Annotated in this window: 21 protein-coding genes, 1 other RNA gene and 1 pseudogene; 16 read left to right on the top strand and 7 right to left on the bottom strand. The window is 34.1% G+C overall.

What is annotated here, in order from left to right:
• The first annotated feature begins 144 nt into the window (after positions 1–144).
• Positions 145–1,533 carry a class II fumarate hydratase gene (gene fumC, locus OOK99_RS02495; protein WP_264720081.1) on the top strand — a complete coding sequence of 463 codons (1,389 nt, stop codon included), beginning with the start codon at positions 145–147 and terminating at the stop codon, positions 1,531–1,533.
• Between the two features lie 24 nt (positions 1,534–1,557).
• Here fumC and OOK99_RS02490 read toward each other — a convergent pair whose 3' ends face one another.
• Positions 1,558–2,172: a hypothetical protein gene (locus tag OOK99_RS02490; protein WP_264720079.1), complete on the bottom strand. Its 615-nt coding sequence runs from the start codon at positions 2,170–2,172 to the stop codon at positions 1,558–1,560.
• A 209-nt stretch (positions 2,173–2,381) separates the two neighbouring features.
• Here OOK99_RS02490 and OOK99_RS02485 point away from each other — a divergent pair, with 209 nt between their 5' ends.
• Positions 2,382–2,729 carry a transposase gene (locus OOK99_RS02485; RefSeq protein ID WP_264336275.1) on the top strand — a complete coding sequence of 116 codons (348 nt, stop codon included), beginning with the start codon at positions 2,382–2,384 and terminating at the stop codon, positions 2,727–2,729.
• Between the two features lie 19 nt (positions 2,730–2,748).
• On the top strand, positions 2,749–3,240 hold the full coding sequence (locus OOK99_RS07045) for an IS630 family transposase (RefSeq protein ID WP_406719364.1): 492 nt from the start codon (positions 2,749–2,751) through the stop codon (positions 3,238–3,240).
• Between the two features lie 6 nt (positions 3,241–3,246).
• On the opposite strand, the gene OOK99_RS02480 is transcribed toward OOK99_RS07045, so the two are convergent.
• Together OOK99_RS02480 and OOK99_RS02475 are read right to left on the bottom strand one after the other, a co-directional pair.
• On the bottom strand, positions 3,247–3,423 hold the full coding sequence (locus OOK99_RS02480; protein WP_264720078.1) for a hypothetical protein: 177 nt from the start codon (positions 3,421–3,423) through the stop codon (positions 3,247–3,249).
• A 292-nt stretch (positions 3,424–3,715) separates the two neighbouring features.
• On the bottom strand, positions 3,716–4,900 hold the full coding sequence (locus OOK99_RS02475) for a hypothetical protein (protein ID WP_264720077.1): 1,185 nt from the start codon (positions 4,898–4,900) through the stop codon (positions 3,716–3,718).
• Positions 4,901–5,043: 143 nt separating this feature from the next.
• Between OOK99_RS02475 and OOK99_RS02470 the strand changes: the two genes are divergently transcribed.
• The 8 genes and pseudogenes from OOK99_RS02470 to cgtA all read left to right on the top strand — a co-directional run bounded on the left by OOK99_RS02470 (position 5,044) and on the right by cgtA (position 10,929).
• Positions 5,044–5,685, top strand: a complete 642-nt coding sequence (locus OOK99_RS02470) for an HAD family hydrolase (RefSeq protein WP_264720076.1) — start codon at positions 5,044–5,046, stop codon at positions 5,683–5,685.
• Positions 5,685–6,158, top strand: a complete 474-nt coding sequence (locus OOK99_RS02465; RefSeq protein ID WP_064085312.1) for an RDD family protein — start codon at positions 5,685–5,687, stop codon at positions 6,156–6,158. The genes OOK99_RS02470 and OOK99_RS02465 overlap by 1 nt, the downstream gene beginning before the upstream one ends.
• A 53-nt stretch (positions 6,159–6,211) precedes the next feature.
• The gene (bfr, locus tag OOK99_RS02460; RefSeq protein ID WP_010406741.1) at positions 6,212–6,688 is read left to right on the top strand and encodes a bacterioferritin; all 477 of its coding nucleotides are present in this window, start codon (positions 6,212–6,214) and stop codon (positions 6,686–6,688) included.
• Between the two features lies 1 nt (position 6,689).
• Positions 6,690–7,301: an SURF1 family protein gene (locus OOK99_RS02455; RefSeq protein ID WP_052264983.1), complete on the top strand. Its 612-nt coding sequence runs from the start codon at positions 6,690–6,692 to the stop codon at positions 7,299–7,301.
• A 9-nt stretch (positions 7,302–7,310) separates the two neighbouring features.
• The gene (locus OOK99_RS02450) at positions 7,311–8,309 is read left to right on the top strand and encodes a recombinase zinc beta ribbon domain-containing protein (RefSeq protein ID WP_264720073.1); all 999 of its coding nucleotides are present in this window, start codon (positions 7,311–7,313) and stop codon (positions 8,307–8,309) included.
• A gap of 120 nt (positions 8,310–8,429) precedes the next feature.
• Positions 8,430–8,546: pseudogene (locus OOK99_RS07135) on the top strand (WPE palindromic element domain-containing protein); the annotation flags it as partial.
• Between the two features lie 98 nt (positions 8,547–8,644).
• The gene (gene eno / locus OOK99_RS02440) at positions 8,645–9,919 is read left to right on the top strand and encodes a phosphopyruvate hydratase (RefSeq protein ID WP_264720070.1); all 1,275 of its coding nucleotides are present in this window, start codon (positions 8,645–8,647) and stop codon (positions 9,917–9,919) included.
• A complete protein-coding gene (cgtA, locus tag OOK99_RS02435) occupies positions 9,907–10,929 on the top strand; it encodes an Obg family GTPase CgtA (RefSeq protein ID WP_264720069.1) in 1,023 nt (340 codons plus the stop codon). The genes eno and cgtA overlap by 13 nt, the downstream gene beginning before the upstream one ends.
• Before the next feature lie 52 nt (positions 10,930–10,981).
• Here the strand turns inward: cgtA and OOK99_RS02430 are convergent, their stop codons facing one another.
• On the bottom strand, positions 10,982–11,470 hold the full coding sequence (locus tag OOK99_RS02430; RefSeq protein ID WP_264720068.1) for a hypothetical protein: 489 nt from the start codon (positions 11,468–11,470) through the stop codon (positions 10,982–10,984).
• 30 nt (positions 11,471–11,500) lie between these two features.
• Between OOK99_RS02430 and OOK99_RS02425 the strand changes: the two genes are divergently transcribed.
• Positions 11,501–12,512, top strand: a protein-coding gene (locus OOK99_RS02425) for an IS630 family transposase (protein ID WP_264719384.1) whose coding sequence is annotated in 2 segments (ribosomal slippage) — positions 11,501–11,962 and positions 11,964–12,512 — 1,011 coding nt in all. Because the reading frame shifts where the segments join, the coding sequence is not laid out codon by codon here.
• Here the strand turns inward: OOK99_RS02425 and OOK99_RS02420 are convergent.
• The 3 genes from OOK99_RS02420 to OOK99_RS02410 all read right to left on the bottom strand — a co-directional run bounded on the left by OOK99_RS02420 (position 12,491) and on the right by OOK99_RS02410 (position 14,468).
• Complete coding sequence (locus tag OOK99_RS02420) at positions 12,491–12,829, bottom strand: hypothetical protein (RefSeq protein WP_264719626.1); 339 nt, start codon at positions 12,827–12,829, stop codon at positions 12,491–12,493. The two genes, OOK99_RS02425 and OOK99_RS02420, sit on opposite strands and share 22 nt — an antisense overlap.
• Positions 12,826–13,837, bottom strand: a protein-coding gene (locus tag OOK99_RS02415; RefSeq protein WP_264719384.1) for an IS630 family transposase whose coding sequence is annotated in 2 segments (ribosomal slippage) — positions 12,826–13,374 and positions 13,376–13,837 — 1,011 coding nt in all. Because the reading frame shifts where the segments join, the coding sequence is not laid out codon by codon here. Before OOK99_RS02415 ends, OOK99_RS02420 begins: the two co-directional genes overlap by 4 nt.
• Positions 13,838–13,889: 52 nt before the next feature.
• Positions 13,890–14,468, bottom strand: coding sequence for a hypothetical protein (locus OOK99_RS02410; RefSeq protein ID WP_264720067.1), 579 nt, complete (start codon positions 14,466–14,468; stop codon positions 13,890–13,892).
• 465 nt (positions 14,469–14,933) lie between these two features.
• Between OOK99_RS02410 and ssrA the strand changes: the two genes are divergently transcribed.
• The 4 genes from ssrA (at position 14,934) to OOK99_RS02390 (ending at position 18,592) form a co-directional block, all read left to right on the top strand.
• Positions 14,934–15,266, top strand: a transfer-messenger RNA (tmRNA) gene (gene ssrA / locus OOK99_RS02405).
• Positions 15,267–15,282: 16 nt separating this feature from the next.
• On the top strand, positions 15,283–15,711 hold the full coding sequence (locus tag OOK99_RS02400; protein WP_213863728.1) for a ClpXP protease specificity-enhancing factor SspB: 429 nt from the start codon (positions 15,283–15,285) through the stop codon (positions 15,709–15,711).
• A gap of 490 nt (positions 15,712–16,201) precedes the next feature.
• A complete protein-coding gene (locus OOK99_RS02395) occupies positions 16,202–16,480 on the top strand; it encodes a YggT family protein (protein ID WP_012481756.1) in 279 nt (92 codons plus the stop codon).
• Positions 16,481–18,592 carry a DNA translocase FtsK gene (locus OOK99_RS02390; RefSeq protein ID WP_264720065.1) on the top strand — a complete coding sequence of 704 codons (2,112 nt, stop codon included), beginning with the start codon at positions 16,481–16,483 and terminating at the stop codon, positions 18,590–18,592.
• Positions 18,593–18,621: the final 29 nt, after the last annotated feature.

Raw genomic sequence — 18,621 nt, 5'->3', positions numbered from 1 at the left:
AATAAAAAAGTAATAGGAAGCAAAAGATATGGCTTGAAAATTTTCTACGGTCTGGACTAAAAATGTCTCAACTTGACACTGAAATACAATTTGATTTAATTAATTCATATATGTAGGTAACGTCAAGCACTAGAAGGAGGAAATATGGATAAAAAAATTAGGATAGAATCAGATAGCTTAGGAGAAGTAAAAGTACCAAGTGAACGTTACTGGGGAGCTCAGACTCAGCGTTCTTTGGAAAATTTCAAAATTGGTACAGAGAAAATGCCAGAGCCCCTGATTAAAGCGCTAGCAATAGTAAAACTTGCAGCAGCACGTGTTAACATGAAACAGGGTAGCATAGATAATAGAGTAGGGGATGCAATCTGCACAGCGGCACAGGAGGTAATAGACGGTAAATTTAATAATCAATTTCCGCTTGTTGTTTGGCAAACCGGGTCTGGAACGCAGACCAATATGAATGTGAATGAAGTGATCAGCAATCGTGCAATAGAAATTTTGGGCGGTGATTTAGGTAGTAAGTCTCCAGTGCATCCAAATGATCATGTAAACTGTGGTCAGTCATCAAATGACACTTTTCCAACAGCAATGCATATAGCAGTAGCAGAACAAATAGACCGCTTGCTTATTCCCAATCTTGAAGAATTATATAAAGCGCTAAATAATAAGGTTCATGAATTTAAAGATATAATAAAAGTAGGGCGTACTCATCTGCAAGATGCAACTCCTCTAACACTTGGGCAGGAATTTTCTGGCTATGCAGTTCAGATTAAAAAGGGAATAGAGAGAGTAAAGTCAACTCTAAGCAATGTATATGAACTTGCACAAGGTGGCACTGCAGTTGGCACGGGAATCAATACTAAAAAGGGTTTTGCTGAGGATTTTGCTAAAGAAGTGGCAAAAATCACTAATTTTCCATTTACTTCAGCAAAAAATAAGTTTGAAGCACTAGCAGCAAATGATGCTTTAGTTGAGCTCAGTGGAGCACTCAATACAGTAGCAGTAAGCTTGATGAAAATTGCAAATGATATAAGGCTACTTGGTTCTGGTCCAAGATGCGGAATTGGAGAAATAATGTTACCAGAAAATGAGCCTGGCTCTTCAATCATGCCAGGTAAGGTGAATCCAACTCAATGTGAAGCAGTGACTATGGTATGTGCTCAGGTTATGGGAAATCATGTTGCCGTGACAATTGGTGGCTCAAATGGTCACTTTGAATTGAACGTGTTTAAGCCGGTGATAATTTACAATGTTTTGCAGTCTATAAGACTTTTAGCTGATGCAAGTTTAAATTTTGCAGAGAAATGCGTAGTTGATATTAAAGCAAACGAAGAAAGAATAAAGGATTTACTAAATCAGTCGTTAATGCTAGTTACTATATTAAATACGCATATAGGATATGACAATGCAGCAAAAATAGCGAAGCTTGCTTATAAAGAAAATATCACTCTAAAAGAAGCAGCAGCAAAACTTCAACTGCTCACTGAGGAGGAGTTTGAAAGGATAGTGAAACCAGAGGAGATGGTAGGTTAAACTACCACCTTTTTTTGTCCCTAGTTAATTGTGGTAATATGTACGGAACTTTGCTGGTTGCTCTACATATACCTCTTCTAAATCACTTAGAGCGTGGTCATTGTGATTAAAGCCATATCTCTTAACCATCTCATCTAGCGTAACAGAGCTTAGAGAGAAACTGAACTCTGGCAATGGATTCACATTTGAGGATTGCAGACTAGTTAATGGCTCTCCGCCATTTATTTGAGAGTCTAGGAAAGTTAGCTCACCTTCCAGGCTAGTATGTTCTTCTGGCACTGAACTATCATTAACTGTTGAATCTTCCTTTACTATATTGCTGAATTGATTATGGAATTCAGTAAAACCAGGAAATGGAATTACTGATATGCACTGGCGCTTTGCTGGTGGCTCCACTGTAGATATTTTGTCTATTCCATTATCAAACTCACATTCAGCAACTATTTGTTCTAATGTAGCAAAACTTGGAAGAAAATTTTCTAAACTTAGCTCTGAAAATTCATTCAGATCATCTCTCTTTCTTTTGTGTACTAACGGTTCATTGGAGTTTTCAGTGCTTAAATTGTTTACACTCTCTTGATTATTTAAATAAAAATTCTTTAGGACAAGCTTAGCTTTGGCAGTTGATTTTGTCTTCAAATGTACTCTATACTCTTCTTTTTGCTGGGGATTCAGTTGATTAAATAAAGTTTTAAATAAAGTAGATGTGGGCGAAATACAATCGAGTGTATTGAAAGCAAACTCTTGAGGTAACTGATTAAAGATAGAAAGTGCTTCTTTCTCGTCTAGTGCATTTATAGTATTTCCTAAAGTAAATGATAAAGATATAATAAGGTATTTAAGTTATAATGGCATATAGTGTGGATTTAAGGGAAAAGGCAGTATTGATGATAGAAAAAGGGAAGACGAAGATTGAGGTAGCAGAGCTTATGGAGATAGGAATAGCAACTCTGTACCGCTGGTTAAAAAAGAAAGCTGCTGGTGAAAGCCTAAAGCCATCTAAAAACGGCAGCTTTATTCGAAAAATAGACCCAAAAATACTCAAAGAATATGTTACAAAGAATCCAGATCATACTCTGGCAGAGATGAAACGAAATCTTGGATTTGGAATACATTCAATTTGGTATAGACTAAAACAGCTAAGAATTACTTTAAAAAAAAGTCACACTATATCAAGAGCGCAATCAAGAAGATAGACAGCAATTTACCGATAAAATCTCAAAAATAGACCATTCTAGCACCTTATATATAGATGAAGCAGGAGTTGACAATAGATTATACCGAGAGTATGGGCGCGCTCCAAGAGGAAAGAAAATTTATGAAGATATTCCAGGAAGAAAACGAGAGAGAATCAGTATAGTAGCCGGGTGGATTGGAAAGAGATTTATTGCACCAATAACTTTTACTGGAGGGTGTAACAAAGAAGTATTTAATGCATGGTTAGAGCAGATATTACTTCCACAGTTACAACCTGGTACAACCATAGTTATGGATAATGCTACATTTCATAAGACTCCTACAACAAGGTCATTAATAGAATCTTTTGGCTGTCATTTGCTCTATCTTCCAACATATTCACCAGATTTGAATCCCATAGAACACTGTTGGCATAACATCAAAAGCCGTCTCAGACCTCTAATGTATAAATATACAGACTTACAACTTTTGGTTGGTAATGCCATAATGGAACTTTATCATCCATTTTAGAAAATACTATAGTTTGCCGGACATAGCTAAAGAGCCTTGAGGCTTTGCTTTAACATGCTCTATATATTGATTTTTATGGTTAGTGCTAAGGTTATTAAATGCTTTTCTAAATTTATTTTTTTGGTGAGAGTTAATTAACTTGTTTAAATTTTTCACCACTTCGTTGCTTATACTACCATGCATTTCTTTACCACCATCAAAGTTAATATATTAATATTATATGAAATTTAACGATAAAATCAATATAAAATATTTAAAAATTAATTTTTTTTATTATAAAAACAGGAATTCTATTAATTTTTTTTCCTGATTTGTGTCTGTTTTGCTTTCTATAGCTAACCCAAATTAGGTTTACCGGAACAAATTTTATAAATAATTTAAGTTAGCGCGTGAAGCTGGAATCCAGATTTTTAGCTATGGTCAAGCCATAGGATGACAAATTAGACCCCAGACTATGCAAGAAATCTAAGGCGAATTATCTTTCATGGTCTGTCTTTGTTTTTTCTACTTTCGTGACAGGAGTTACCAATGGATTATCAATTTGCTTTAAACCTTCACTTGCGCTTTGGTCTTGATTTGAAAGGAGCTTATTTTGTTGTTGCCCTTCATCATTTGAAGTGCTTTTTTGAGTAGTTCCTTTTATATCCTCTACACTCTTTTTATCTTCACCAAAAAGTTTTTTGAATATTTTCTTCAGAAAACGTACCAAAAAGCCTTCTTCTTTTTGATTTTCTTTCGGTTGAGCTATATTTTTCTTTTCACTCAACTGAGATTTTTTATTATTAGATTTTTTTTCTGTAGCATTCCTATCCACTGAGACTTGTTTTAACGAAATTTTAGGCTTTTTATCGCTCGGTTTATCTTTTATAGGATCTTTGCTTACTGAAGGTTGTAACTTAGTTACTGTATCTGTTTGAACAGAAATCTTTTCTTGTTGAAAGTTTCTATCTTCTGAAACAGATCTTCCAGAAGTATTTATTTCGCTAACTGAGTCACGAATTTTGTCTGTTTGAACAGAAATCTTTTCTTGTTTATTTTGATCAGAAATTTTGCCTTCTAATGTAGTTTGAGATTTTTTATTACTTTCAAACTCTGCAACTTTTTTACTTGTAAAAACGTCTTTTCCTTCGAATTTTTGTTTAAATCCAGCAATCTTTTTAAAATCTTCAGCTATTTTTTTGGCTGCACGATCCATTCGACCTTCAAGATTATGAATCAATTTTTTAATAATCTTCACTTCATCTTTACGCCCTTTTTGAGCTTTAAGCTCCCGGTGCAATTCAACAATAATTTTTACTTTATCTTCCAATGAAGAATTTTCTGGAAAAACATCTTTAAGTTCCCGATTCAATTCGACGATCTTTTCAAAATCTTTAGCTACTTTTTTAGCTGCACGGTTCATTCGATCTCTAAGACTACGATTTAATTTTGCAATAGTCTTGATTTTATCTCCCAGTGAAGAATTATCTGCTGCAGAAATATCTTTTAACCTTTTCTCGAGATTTTCTTTGGTTACTTGCCTTTTGTAAGCTTTAAGTTCCTGGCGGAAATCATTGATAATCTTCACTTTATCTTCCAGCGACGTACCTTCTGGAAAAGCACCAGCAAAGACATCCTTGAATTTCTTCTCAATATCTTGTGTATCTTTAAGCTGTGTCATACCCAACTAAATAAAAGCTTATACTAAAATCAGTATATTAGTTAATTATGTAAAAATGGTTAAGACACAAGGAGCACCTCATTTATGCTTTTTTCATCAAAATATCATTTACTTATTAACTTAAAATACGTCACAATATAAAAATGAAAAATAGCCCGTTAGCAGTAGTATTCGATTGGGATAATACCTTAGTTGACACTCAAGATAATATTTCTAATGCCATTCAGCATACCTTGAGTTCAATGGGGTGCAGCAACAAAGTTGCTGATAGAAATTCTCATGAATCAAGAAAGAGCTACATGGTCAATTTGTTTGGTGATCAGTGGAAAAAAGCGAATCAGATATATCAAAAATACCTAGATGATGCACTGTTACAAAATATTACTCTGAACGAAGGAGTAGAGAAAATGCTGCAGACACTCAAAAGCCACAATATTTACCTAGCAATAGTGAGCAATAAGAAAAATACTAATTTACGTCAAGAAGTTGCCTATTTTAAACTAGATTCTTACTTTGAAAGAATAGTTGGCTCATGTGATACTGCAGAAGATAAGCCATCTGCAACTCCACTGCTATTTGCACTGGAGGAGAGTACGTTACCTATAAATAGAGAAAATGTGTTTTTTGTTGGTGATAGCATCACAGACATTCTATGTGCACAAAATGCAAATTGCTTACCTATTGTATACGGACAATCAATAAGAGGTTATGAAGATTTGTTATATTTTCAACATTTTAATAAACTTACAGAATTCATAGTAAAGTATTTGAAAGATAGGTGGTAATGACAGAGATCGCTAGTGTACACAGGCGCTTTTGCGCATATTTAATAGATGTAGCAATTTTATTAATTCCAACCTTACTAATTGTGTTGTCATTAGGGGATTTTCCATTAATTTTACACCTGTCATACATGTGTATAAATTGTGGCTACTTTACATATTTTATATCTTCAACAGCTCAAGCAACTCCTGGTCAACAGTTAATGAATATATATACTATCACTTTAGATAGTTCTAAAATAGGTTTGAGCTTAGCATTTGATCGCACTATCTCTCAGTTTTTTCTTCCTATGCTAAATAATTCAATTATCACCTTTATCAAACTTTTTCAAACATCAGTAAATGCTTTAAGTACACTAGAAGTGATTATAGTGATGCTTACCTTCAGTTGGTATTTAGTTGCTTGCTTCTCTCAGAGGAAACAGGCATTTCATGATGTGCTATTTGATACGATTGTTGTGAGAAAAATGAATTGATGTTGCCTTGATTGTTATGTAGATTACATTGGTATATTAGCTAAAGAAAGGTTATGAATAAAGAAATAGTAGAACATTTAAATAAATTACTTACAAATGAGCTGACTTCTGTACGCCAGTATCTTTTGCATTCTGCGATTCTTAAAAATAGCGGAATCAATAAACTTGCAGAAAAGATGAGAAAGGAGCTTAATGAAGAACTTGAGCATGCAAATAGGCTGGCAGAAAGAATTTTACTGCTTAAGGGCATGCCAAATTTTCAAGATACAAATAAAATCTCAAAGTATGAAGGAAAGTTCACAAAAGATACAATGCAGAAAATCTTAGAAGATAATTCTAACTTAGAAGAAGAAGGTATCAAGGGCATCAAAGAGGCAATTTCCGTTGCTGAAAAAGAAAAGGATTTCGTGAGTGTAATGTTATTAGAAGGACTACTGAAAAATGAGGAAGAGCACTTACATTGGATCAAAGAACAGATTGACCTTATTGAGCTTATGGGTATTGAAAATTACTTGAGAACACAAATATAGAGTGTTAAGAAAAACAGTATTTATTTTCATTATACCTTTTTTACTTCTTTTTTCACTCGGGTTATGGCAGTTATTTAGATTGAGCTGGAAGAATAATATTATCAAAAATATGGATCTTCCAGTTATTCATCTACTGCCTAGTGATAATCTTTCAAAGTTTAACTACAGAAACGTTAAAATCGACGGAATTTTAAGTGATATAGAACTATATGTTTTCGCAGGTCAACGTGGCTATCATGTGCTGTCTCCTATGTTGCTTATCAATGGACATTACATGTTAATAAATAAAGGAATAGTCAGAGAAAAAAAAGAAGAAAAAGCAAAAATTGAAAAAGTAGCTGCTGATGGCGTTTTGTATTGTGATGGTAGCAAAAATTGGTTTATCAAAAATGATATTGCTTCAAATACGTGGTTTACCTTAAGTACAGAAGAAATCTCCAATGATCTAGGTATTAAGCTAGAGAAATGTATATTGTGGCAAGATAATTTTGGTGGCAAATTGACTATACAGCCAATAAAGCATCTTGAATACGCAATTACTTGGTTTGCACTTTCCTTGATTTGGCTCATTATGTGCGTATTTTACTATAGGCAAAATATATATAAGTCGTAGAGATACAGTGTGGAAAAAGAAAAGCTACAAATAGAAAAAATGCAACAAAGTGGAAGAAAATACTTATTACAAGGGTTAGTGATATGTCAGTGTTGCAAATCCGTTTATTATGGAATGAGTAATGCTAAGGGAGGAAGAAGTTACTATCGTTGTCCTGGAAAACGTTTTGGTGAATGTAACAGCAAATCAATACGCGCGGATATACTAGAAGAGGTAGTATGGGAAGAAGTTAAGATGGTAAGAGAGCACATAACGAAGGAAAAGTGTGATTTATCAGAGGCAGATTGGGAGACTAAACTTAATATAATTAGAAAATTAGTTCAACGCATTGAAATTGATGATGATAATGTACATATAGTGTTTCGATTAAAAGAACTCGCTCTCGAAAGACAAAAAGAAGATATTCAACCTTGTACCAGAATTATAAAGAATGTAGTGCTATCAAATGCAATAGGAATGCATAAAGTTAGCAATGCCCTGGCTGCAATATCAGTTGCAGTGAAACTTGGAATTAGTGATGAAGAGATTAAAAAAGGTCTTTTGGAATTTAAAGGAGTAGCAAGGAGATTTTCTTTAATTGCCGATATTAAAGGTGTTAAGTTAATTGAGGACTATGCTCATCATCCAAATGAAATACAAGCAACCCTGGCAGCAGCACGTTTGACCACTAAAGGAAAGGTAACAGGAATTATCGAGCCGCTTCGTTTTGCTCGTGTTCGTAATTTTTTTGATGAGTTCGTACGAATTTTCATGATGTTTGATTATGTAATTCTCACTCCTGTCCATCCTCCAGAAGATAAGCCTATTCCTGGCTGTGGAATTGATGATATACAAAAAGCCTTGATCAGTAATGGGTTTAATGATGTGAAGATTATGAATGATGCTTTACTCATTTCACATTTTATTAGTAATTCGACAAGTTCAGGAGATGTAGTATTATTTATTGGTGCTGGTAGTAATATAGCTAAACTAGCAAGAGAAGCTGCAAAGCTGCTGCTAGTAAAATAAACTTAAGCATTGGTGATTTATATGATAAAATTGTGTAGTAAAACTGGATCCCAGTGTCTAGGCAAACAACTGTACAGACATTGCGATATGGGGATAGCTTCCATTAAGAATGGTGTCATCCCAGTGCCCAGACGCTGGGATCCAGAAAACTTAACTTTAAATAAGTGGCTGTATAATAAAAACTGGATTCCAGTGTCAAGCACTGGAATGACAACATCTGCTACTCAAATTATCTGTTTATCTGTAGGTTGCAATGTTCGTACACTGGAATGTTACAGCGCTGGGGTGACATTTCCCGAACGTGCACACAATTGTGAATCTAGTAGAGGTTTAGTATGATGAAAAAGACAATTAGCAGTGTATTTGCAAGAGAAATTTTAGATAGCAGGGGTTACCCAACAATTGAGGTAGAAATAGAACTATGTGATGGAGCAACAGGTAGAGCCGCTGTCCCTTCTGGGGCTTCGACCGGTAAACTAGAAGCATTGGAGCTGAGAGATCAAGATGAAAAAAGGTATTGTGGTAAAGGAGTGCTGAAAGCTGTTCAATCTGTGAGTGAAGTGATAGCAAATAAAATCATTGGCATGGATGCAGCAAACCAGAGTGCAATTGATAAAGTTTTAATTGAACTAGATGGAACAAAAAATAAATCTAAACTTGGAGCAAATGCAACTTTGGGTGTGTCTCTTGCTGTTGCAAAAGCAGCAGCAAACAGTTTCAAAACACCGTTATATAAATATTTGGGCGTAGGGGAGAAGCAGATGCCAGTTCCGCTAATTAACGTCATTAATGGTGGAGTACATGCGGATAATAAACTCGATTTTCAAGAATTTATGATTCTTCCTGTTGGTGCTGAAACTTTCAGTGAAGCAATAAGAATATCTGCAGAGGTATTTCATAACTTGTGCAGCATTCTTAAGAAAAAAGGTTATAGTACAAACGTAGGAGATGAAGGTGGTTTTGCACCAAACATTGGAAGCACTGAAGAAGCTCTTAATTTGATAATTCAGGCTGTTGAATCTGCCGGTTATTCGATGAAAAATCACTTTGCACTGGGTCTTGATGTTGCTGCATCTACTTTTTATGAAGATGGAGTTTATAAATTTGAAAACAGAGAACTCACTTCAGAGGAATTGGTTCAGTATTATTTTGACCTTGTAGGCAAATATCCAATAATTTCTATAGAAGATGCAATGAATGAAGACGACTATGAAGGTTGGAAATTACTTACTGTAAAACTTGGGAATAAAGTTCAATTGGTTGGAGATGATTTATTTGTTACAAATTGTGAACTAATAAGTAAAGGAATAGAGGAGAAAATGGCAAATGCTGTACTAATCAAGCCAAACCAGATAGGAACACTTACGGAAACTTTTGCTGCTATTGAAATGGCAAAATCAAATGGCTATAGGGCTATTATTTCGCATCGCTCAGGTGAAACAGAAGACACAACGATATCCCACATATCAGTTGCGTCGAATTGTGGGCAAATAAAGACTGGCTCGCTGTCGCGTTCTGATAGGCTTGCAAAGTATAATGAATTAATGAGAATAGAAAGTTCATTAGGAGAAAACGCTAAATATTATCGTGGGTTAGCATGGACTTCATAGACGAAGTTAAATTATATTTAAAAGCAGGTGATGGTGGCGATGGCTGTGCTAGTTTTCGTCGAGAAAAATTCGTTGAATTTGGTGGCCCAAACGGTGGTAATGGGGGCAGGGGAGGAGACATAATTTTCATCAGTGATGCAAATCTCAACACTTTGCTTAATTTTCGTTGTCGAAGACATATTAAAGCGAGTAGTGGAAAAAGTGGTACGAGTAGAGATAAATCTGGCACAGCAGGAAAAGATATTATACTTAAAGTTCCAGTTGGTACACAAATAATCGATGAAGAAAGTGAGGAAGTGATAGTAGATCTTGATAAGCCTGACATGGAATTTCAAGTAGTGAAAGGTGGAAAAGGCGGGCTTGGGAATACCAATTTTAAATCTGCTACCAATAGGGCACCAAGACATTTTACCCATGGTCAGCCTGGCGAAGAAAGAAATATAATATTGAAGCTAAAAGTTTTATCTGATGTTGGCATTATTGGTATGCCAAATGCAGGTAAATCTAAATTTTTAACCCGCTGCTCAAATTCTGATACGAAAGTAGGTGATTATGCATTTACTACTATAAGGCCACATTTAGGTGTAGCAAAAGTGGATTATAGCGAAATTGTGATAGCAGATATTCCTGGAATAGTCGATGATGCTCATCTTGGAGTTGGGCTCGGACACAAATTTTTAAAGCACATAGAAAGGTGCAAAATTTTACTGCATTTAATTGATGTAACGCGCGATGACGTTATCTCAGCTTATAATTGTACACATAATGAACTGAAGCTTTACAATAGCGATCTTATCAAGAAGGAAGAAACTGTCGTGTTAAACAAATGCGACTTATTGGAGGAAGCAGAGATTCTTGAGAAGAAGAATCATTTAGCCAATTATCTTAATAGAGAAGTACTGTGTTTATCAATCGACGATGATTTACAGCCCATTCTGAGGTTATTGAGTGAGAAAATGAAAAAAAGCGACCCTAAAAAAATTGATGTGTATGATCCTTTTAAGACATAAATTTTTTATTTAACAGTTGGTCACTTAAGGTAAATCCGATTCTTTCAGTATATTAAACACTGCAATTGACCTTGATCCCATTTTTAGCTATATTCACATTTGTAGGTGTCAATTCTTGGCTTGGGTAGCTTTGAATTTTCTTTAAGAACTTCGTATTGTCAATAAAAGCAACATCATTATGAGACCACATTTTTTTATGATCGAACATTTTTTTATTTAGAACTGCTACTAATTCACTTAGTGTAAGGTTAAATCTAATACCATCATTAGGGTCAAAAAATGTAAAATCATTGTTTCCATTCTTTCTTATTAACATAGAATGACCGTGAAATTGAGTTGTTGTTCTTTTAAAAGTGCAGAACTTGATATAATTTCCGGAACCAATACTATTAATATCTTTTTCAAGTATTTCTTTTTTTATACAATAAGACCCACTACTACTATTATAATTGATTATTTTTAGTTGATTAGGATATGTTAATATATTATACCAATTCCCGTTACACGGGAAACAGATAGACAATAATGGAAGAAAAGCCATAATGAAATAAGTGAAATAGTTTAGGTATAAATGGCACTCAGATCAAAATTATTGGATGAAGAAGTAGTAAAATCAGCAAAAGAGATGCTGAAGAAAGTAAGGAATAATGCATATGTTTCAAAAAAACTAAACGCTGTAATTGCAGCAAAAAAGTACAGTATAACGTCTGTAGCAAAAATATATTGCATTTCAAGAAAGGCACTAACTTCGTGGATAAAACTCTTGAAATTTGGCAGAGAAGAAAAACTGTTTGCTCCTCGATCACGCCGAAGAAAAACTAAATTAAATCAGGCTCAACTACAGCAAATTGAAGCATGGATAGAAGAAAACCCTAATATTACCATTAAAGAAATGAGAATAAGAATACAGGAAAAGTTCGACTTAAATATTAGCAAATCTACAGTACACCGCCATATGCAAAAGATGAAATTTTCATATATTACACCAAGACCAGTACACAACGTACAAGATAAAAGTAAACAAGAGGAATTCAAAAAAAAATCTCAATGAAGTTATTGGAAAGTATCCTGAAAAAGAGCTATTTTTCTTTGATGAATCAAGGTTTGGCACACATTCGAAAGTTGGGCATGGATGGTTTAAAAAAGGTACTAGAACTCGGGTTAAAATAAAGTTAGGTAGGCATAATTTTTATCTCTACAGTGCAGTTAATCCTAAAAATGGAGAGAGTTTTAGCTTATTTGCACCAAATGTTAACACTGATTGCATGAATATATTTCTTGAGCAAATGTTGCAATATCTAGGGACAAGAGAAGCTGTTCTTGTTATGGACTGTGCTAGTTGGCATAAGTCAAAAAATTTAAAGGTACCTAAAAACATTGAGATTATATACCTACCTCCATATTCACCTGAACTTAATCCTGTTGAGAGGCTTTGGTTATATATAAAACAGAACATTTTGCGCAATAAAATATACAGTACTATTGCTTTGCTTGAGAGCACTTTATGCAAATTTCTTACCTCTCTTGCTACTTCTACAATTAAACAACTCTGCTCTGTTTCCTATTTGACTCCACAACAATGAGAATTGGTATAAGAACCAAAACGTTCGCTTCCGCCAAGATGAGTGTAATCAGCCTTATCATCAAACACATAAATTTTGAACGTTTGTTCTGAGCTACCAGGCTCCAACTTAAATGCATCTTTAAAATTAGTAGCTGTTTCTCTTATTTCACTTTCAATTTTAGCAACTTTACTTGCTCTTAAATCGTGAGAATAAACCTCTACTTTAATATTTAAATCTTTAACTTCTATAACATGCTTATCGTTAAAATATTCTTCTTTAGTTATATTTTTATTTACTTGTTGATTAATTGTCATAATTCTAATACCAATTCTCATTGTTGTGGAGTCAAATAGGAAACAGAGCAGAGTTGTTTAATTGTAGAAGTAGCAAGAGAGGTAAGAAATTTGCATAAAGTGCTCTCAAGCAAAGCAATAGTACTGTATATTTTATTGCGCAAAATGTTCTGTTTTATATATAACCAAAGCCTCTCAACAGGATTAAGTTCAGGTGAATATGGAGGTAGGTATATAATCTCAATGTTTTTAGGTACCTTTAAATTTTTTGACTTATGCCAACTAGCACAGTCCATAACAAGAACAGCTTCTCTTGTCCCTAGATATTGCAACATTTGCTCAAGAAATATATTCATGCAATCAGTGTTAACATTTGGTGCAAATAAGCTAAAACTCTCTCCATTTTTAGGATTAACTGCACTGTAGAGATAAAAATTATGCCTACCTAACTTTATTTTAACCCGAGTTCTAGTACCTTTTTTAAACCATCCATGCCCAACTTTCGAATGTGTGCCAAACCTTGATTCATCAAAGAAAAATAGCTCTTTTTCAGGATACTTTCCAATAACTTCATTGAGATTTTTTTTTGAATTCCTCTTGTTTACTTTTATCTTGTACGTTGTGTACTGGTCTTGGTGTAATATATGAAAATTTCATCTTTTGCATATGGCGGTGTACTGTAGATTTGCTAATATTTAAGTCGAACTTTTCCTGTATTCTTATTCTCATTTCTTTAATGGTAATATTAGGGTTTTCTTCTATCCATGCTTCAATTTGCTGTAGTTGAGCCTGATTTAATTTAGTTTTTCTTCGGCGTGATCGAGGAGCAAACAGTTTTTCTTCTCTGCCAAATTTCAAGAGTTTTATCCACGAAGTTAGTGCCTTTCTTGAAATGCAATATATTTTTGCTACAGACGTTATACTGTACTTTTTTGCTGCAATTACAGCGTTTAGTTTTTTTGAAACATATGCATTATTCCTTACTTTCTTCAGCATCTCTTTTGCTGATTTTACTACTTCTTCATCCAATAATTTTGATCTGAGTGCCATTTATACCTAAACTATTTCACTTATTTCATTATGGCTTTTCTTCCATTATTGTCTATCTGTTTCCCGTGTAACGGGAATTGGTATTACAAGGATAAATTCCAAATAAAAATGCCAATGTTTTTTCGATTAAAGATGAGGTTTTTAATATGTGTGAATGTACTGTGTGTGTTTCTAGCTCACTGAGAATGTTTTCATATCTACTTTTTTCTGTAAGTTCTTGTGATGAGCCTATATCAAGTAGTAAATCGTGTTCAGTAACATAATTGCAAAGTATATCACATAACCCATCGAACTCTTTTTGAATTTTTGCAGTTAGGGGATATTTATAGTTAGAGGTTACATTTATTATGTCACCTTGTGAGAATTTTATATCTACTTTCTTTGCATAGAGATTGTTTATATCAAACACATTTCCCAATCTGTTAATGTTGTTTCTAATAGCATAATACATTGAAAAAATACCAACCACAGCAGATAATAGAGCAACAACACATAGAATAATGATTGTAGGTAACGTTAAACTTAAGGCAATCATGGGCATTACTGATGCTATGAAAGCTACACCAGCTATTGTTGAAATAACCAGAAGATTAGTATTACTTTTGTTAAAGATCTCTCTACTTTTCTTCATAAGAAGAAGATTTTAATACTAAGAACTAATTTATTATACTATATGTAGTAGTAAATATCAATAGAAATATTATTAATAAATCAAATTCTTTTATATAAGAAATAGGACTAGACGCTTAAAAAGCTTTTATCAAAAGCATTTGTGCTATAGAAACCTTATGTCTATTTTATTGCTAATTAAAATATATACAGCTGCAAAAAGAGCCAAATTTACCCTCATCGTAGAAAAGATTCAGAAAAAATGTAACGCACATGCGACAGAGATTAAGCATATGTGTGCACCCATTTGCGCTGAAGAAGATACGCTACATTCTTTACTTAGTTTGATTATTTGATAGAAAAGTCTGCAGACGAAGATAGATTTTGAGCTCTAAAAATACCTCTACTTTGATTATACTAAGATTAGATAAATAGGCGAAGTAATTTTTATATTAGTTTTTTAGTTGCCAATCAATTTGGAGTTCAATAACTTGACATTTATTCAATACTACTGTATAATAAACATGTGTATTTTTTATACACTATGGCAATAAAATTACCTTGTAATAGGTGTATTGGACCCGAGGGCAGTACTCGGCGCCTCCACCATATTTTTGATACGGGGGCGAATAAGGATCGACATGCATAGTAAAGATGGTACCTTTGCTCGGTTAGATACCACCGCTAAGAGTTCATAATTTAGATGCAAACGATAACTTTGCTGCCGAAGACAATGTTGCATTAGCTGCTTAATTTAGGCACTATAACTTCATTGCTATAAGCACGGTTTAGGGAACGCCGGGTAACAGAAGTTCCCCCAAACATGTAAGGGTTATATGGATAAAACAGATTATCAGAAGTCGCTTAGTTATGCTAAATTTCAAGTTATCAAAAAGGCTTTGAATACTATATTAGATAATGTTTTTACTCCTCACTTAGAAATAGTATTTTTTACGCGCTTTAATGGTGTTGTCATACCAGACTACTTGAAAGAATCATACCCTACTCAAATGCTTATTATATTACAGCATCAATTTTTTGGTCTAAAAGTTCTTGAAGATAAGTTTAGCGTCAGTTTGAGCTTTCGTGGAAAACAAGAACAAGTCACTGTACCGTTTTTTGCTATTAGTGAGTTTCATGATAAAATTTCAGGAGATATTTTAGTATTTAGCGTTGATTCTGATAAAGAATACGAAAGTGAAAAATGTGCTGAAAAATCATCAAATGGTAGTATTATATCTATAGATCAACTTTACGATAAGTAGTTGCTTAATTTTATAAATAAAAAATATTGTATCTGTTCAGGATATCGACAAGACCATAGAGTAAAAGTGAGTTTATAACAAATGGTATCATTTGAGTAGCTGACATTAGCTTTCACATAAAAAACGTTATAAAGCGCTTTCATGTTTACCAACTTAGTGCCAATCTGGATCCCAGTGTCTGGGCACTGGGATGACAACAAAGGGGCTACTTGAACAGAGGCTATTTAGGTAACAAGAGGTGACAAGAAAAGAAGCGCTGGTTTCATACGTACCTGAACACTTATCCTGCATGTAATAAACATGATCAAAAAGCTATTCATACAGTACACATCTCTCCGTTAATTTATCAATAAGTTTTTTATCCACGTGGAATCAAAGGGTATAATATCTTATAGCTTATTGTTTACACCTATTTCAGCATAAAAATTATTGTGGGGCTTGATTTTATACATATCACTACACATAATAGGTTTTAGTGTAAATTAGTAATATGCATCCAATCATATACTTACTTAACCTGTTACTTGATCTTTACAGCTTCGTTCTAATATGCTCAATTGCTCTCGATTTGTTGATTAAATTGAATGTAGTTAACATGTATAATGAGATTGTAAGCAGCATAATGCAAACTTTAAACAGACTCACTTATCCTCCACTAAAGGTTATCAGAAGGTATATACAACCATTCAATGGATTAGATTTATCCGTGATGATATTGATAATAGCAATTCACTTTGTAAAATATACAATTACTTATTACTTTAAGTAGATGTTAAAAAAACAGCTAAAATCAGCGATATACTTGTCACTATTAATGTATATATATATATCGGTTTTTAGCTATAATTATAAAGATCCATCCTTAAATACAGCTACAAATCAGGAAGTAACAAATTTGGGCGGAGTAGTAGGTTCATATTTAGCTGATATATTGGTTCAATTTCTTGGACTCGCTAGTATTACAATAGCTACAACCATAGTTTACTTTTTAATTTTCAGAGCATCATTGCTGAAAATTATCTACCTAACGTTAATCAATGTAGCAATATATGCTATATTGTCGCAACTTTCGCTTGGCATTACTGCTAGATACATGCACGGTGGAATAGTCGGTAATGCTCTAATTGACCACTGCCCATTTTACATATTCACAGTAGTAGCATCAATAGGTGTTGTAGGGTTGGTTGGTTGGAAGAGAACAGTTTATTCTTTACTTTTCCTATGCAAAAAAATAGCTTCCTTTTTTGCAAAGTTTCTGTTTTTCAGGTTACGTAAAACTACTGATTATTCAATAGCACCATTAGTAATAGAGGGAAAATATAGAACCACTAGACAACAACCAAAAGAAAGACAGAAAAAAGCTACCGAAGAGATTTTTAAACCACCTTCTAGCGAGTTTGAGTTTCCAAGCATTCACTTACTTTCTAAAGTAGAAGAATCTATGCAGAGAAAACAGTTGAATGCATTAGAGAGCAATAAGAATTTATCTCTGCTCGAACAGGTGCTGAGTGATTTTGGCGTGCAAGGAAAAATTATAAGTGTATGTTATGGACCGGTTGTGACTTTATACAAACTTGAACCACAAGCAGGTACAAAATCTGCAAGAGTGATTGGTCTTGCAGATGATATTGCACGTTCAATGAGTGCACTTTCTGCACGTATTTCAATAATTCGTGGACAAAATGCCATGGGAATAGAATTGCCAAACAAGGAGCGAGAGATTGTAATGCTGCGTGATTTACTTGAATCGCCAGAATACCAAAATGCAAACTTAAATCTTCCAATTGCGCTTGGCAAGGAAATAAGCGGAAAACCAGTTATTGCAGATCTGACTAAAATGCCCCACTTGCTTGTTGCCGGAACTACAGGGTCAGGTAAGTCGGTTGCAATTAACACGATGATTCTGTCGCTTGTTTATCGACTAAGTCCTGATGAATGCAAGATGATAATGATCGATCCAAAAATGCTTGAGCTTTCAATATATGATGCAATACCGCATCTAATAACACCAGTGGTAACAGAGCCAAAAAAAGCTGTTATTGCTCTTAAGTGGATCGTGAAAGAGATGGAAAATCGCTATCGTATGATGTCATATTTAAATGTGCGGAATGTAATAAACTATAATCAAAAAATTACAGAAGCGATGAATAGCGGAATAGAATTGGAACGTGTTGTACAGATTGGCTTTAACTCAACAACTGGTAAACCTTTGTTTGAAAAAATACCGATTAAAATGGAGACATTTCCGTATATTGTGGTGATTGTAGATGAAATGGCAGATTTAATGCTTGTTGCTGGCAAAGATATAGAATGCTCTATTCAACGTTTAGCTCAGATGGCTCGTGCTGCAGGAATACACATCATAATGGCAACACAACGCCCATCTGTAGATGTGATAACAGGTGTGATAAAAGCAAACTTTCCAACGAGAATTAGTTTTGCTGTTACTTCTAAGATAGATAGCCGTACAATACTTGGTGAACAAGGGGCTGAACAATTGCTTGGTATGGGTGATATGCTTTATATGGCTTCTGGTGGCAAGATTATTCGAGTTCACGGTCCATTTGTAAGTGATGATGAGGTGCAAAATATAGTTGATCATCTAAAAACGCAAGGTGAGCCAAACTACATGGAGGAAATCACTCAAGAAGATGAAAATTCTTTCGCGGAATCAGAAGGTGAAACAGAAGATGAAGAGAACGATCTATACAAGCAAGCAGTGGCCATCATTCAGAGAGATCAAAAGGTTTCAACTAGTTACATTCAAAGGCAACTTAGAATAGGCTATAACAGAGCTGCAAATATTGTTGAAAGAATGGAGAAAGAAGGCATTGTCAGTGCTCCGAGTTACTCAGGAAAGAGAGAGATATTGGTAGAATAACCCTTAACTTAAACCAAAGAAAGTTATTT

The sequence above is a fragment of the Wolbachia endosymbiont (group B) of Eucosma cana genome, from assembly GCF_947250645.1.
GTDB lineage: Bacteria > Pseudomonadota > Alphaproteobacteria > Rickettsiales > Anaplasmataceae > Wolbachia.
This window is presented reverse-complemented; position numbering and strand designations above follow the sequence as displayed.

Coding starts and splice junctions, on each gene's coding strand:
- fumC (WP_264720081.1), top strand. CDS start 145: ATGGATAAAAAAATTAGGATAGAATCAGATAGCTTAGGAGAAGTAAAA.
- OOK99_RS02485 (WP_264336275.1), top strand. CDS start 2,382: ATGGCATATAGTGTGGATTTAAGGGAAAAGGCAGTATTGATGATAGAA.
- OOK99_RS02480 (WP_264720078.1), bottom strand. CDS start 3,423: ATGCATGGTAGTATAAGCAACGAAGTGGTGAAAAATTTAAACAAGTTA.
- OOK99_RS02475 (WP_264720077.1), bottom strand. CDS start 4,900: ATGACACAGCTTAAAGATACACAAGATATTGAGAAGAAATTCAAGGAT.
- OOK99_RS02470 (WP_264720076.1), top strand. CDS start 5,044: ATGAAAAATAGCCCGTTAGCAGTAGTATTCGATTGGGATAATACCTTA.
- OOK99_RS02465 (WP_064085312.1), top strand. CDS start 5,685: ATGACAGAGATCGCTAGTGTACACAGGCGCTTTTGCGCATATTTAATA.
- bfr (WP_010406741.1), top strand. CDS start 6,212: ATGAATAAAGAAATAGTAGAACATTTAAATAAATTACTTACAAATGAG.
- eno (WP_264720070.1), top strand. CDS start 8,645: ATGATGAAAAAGACAATTAGCAGTGTATTTGCAAGAGAAATTTTAGAT.
- cgtA (WP_264720069.1), top strand. CDS start 9,907: ATGGACTTCATAGACGAAGTTAAATTATATTTAAAAGCAGGTGATGGT.
- OOK99_RS02430 (WP_264720068.1), bottom strand. CDS start 11,470: ATGGCTTTTCTTCCATTATTGTCTATCTGTTTCCCGTGTAACGGGAAT.
- OOK99_RS02420 (WP_264719626.1), bottom strand. CDS start 12,829: ATGAGAATTGGTATTAGAATTATGACAATTAATCAACAAGTAAATAAA.
- OOK99_RS02410 (WP_264720067.1), bottom strand. CDS start 14,468: ATGAAGAAAAGTAGAGAGATCTTTAACAAAAGTAATACTAATCTTCTG.
- OOK99_RS02400 (WP_213863728.1), top strand. CDS start 15,283: ATGGATAAAACAGATTATCAGAAGTCGCTTAGTTATGCTAAATTTCAA.
- OOK99_RS02395 (WP_012481756.1), top strand. CDS start 16,202: ATGCATCCAATCATATACTTACTTAACCTGTTACTTGATCTTTACAGC.
- OOK99_RS02390 (WP_264720065.1), top strand. CDS start 16,481: ATGTTAAAAAAACAGCTAAAATCAGCGATATACTTGTCACTATTAATG.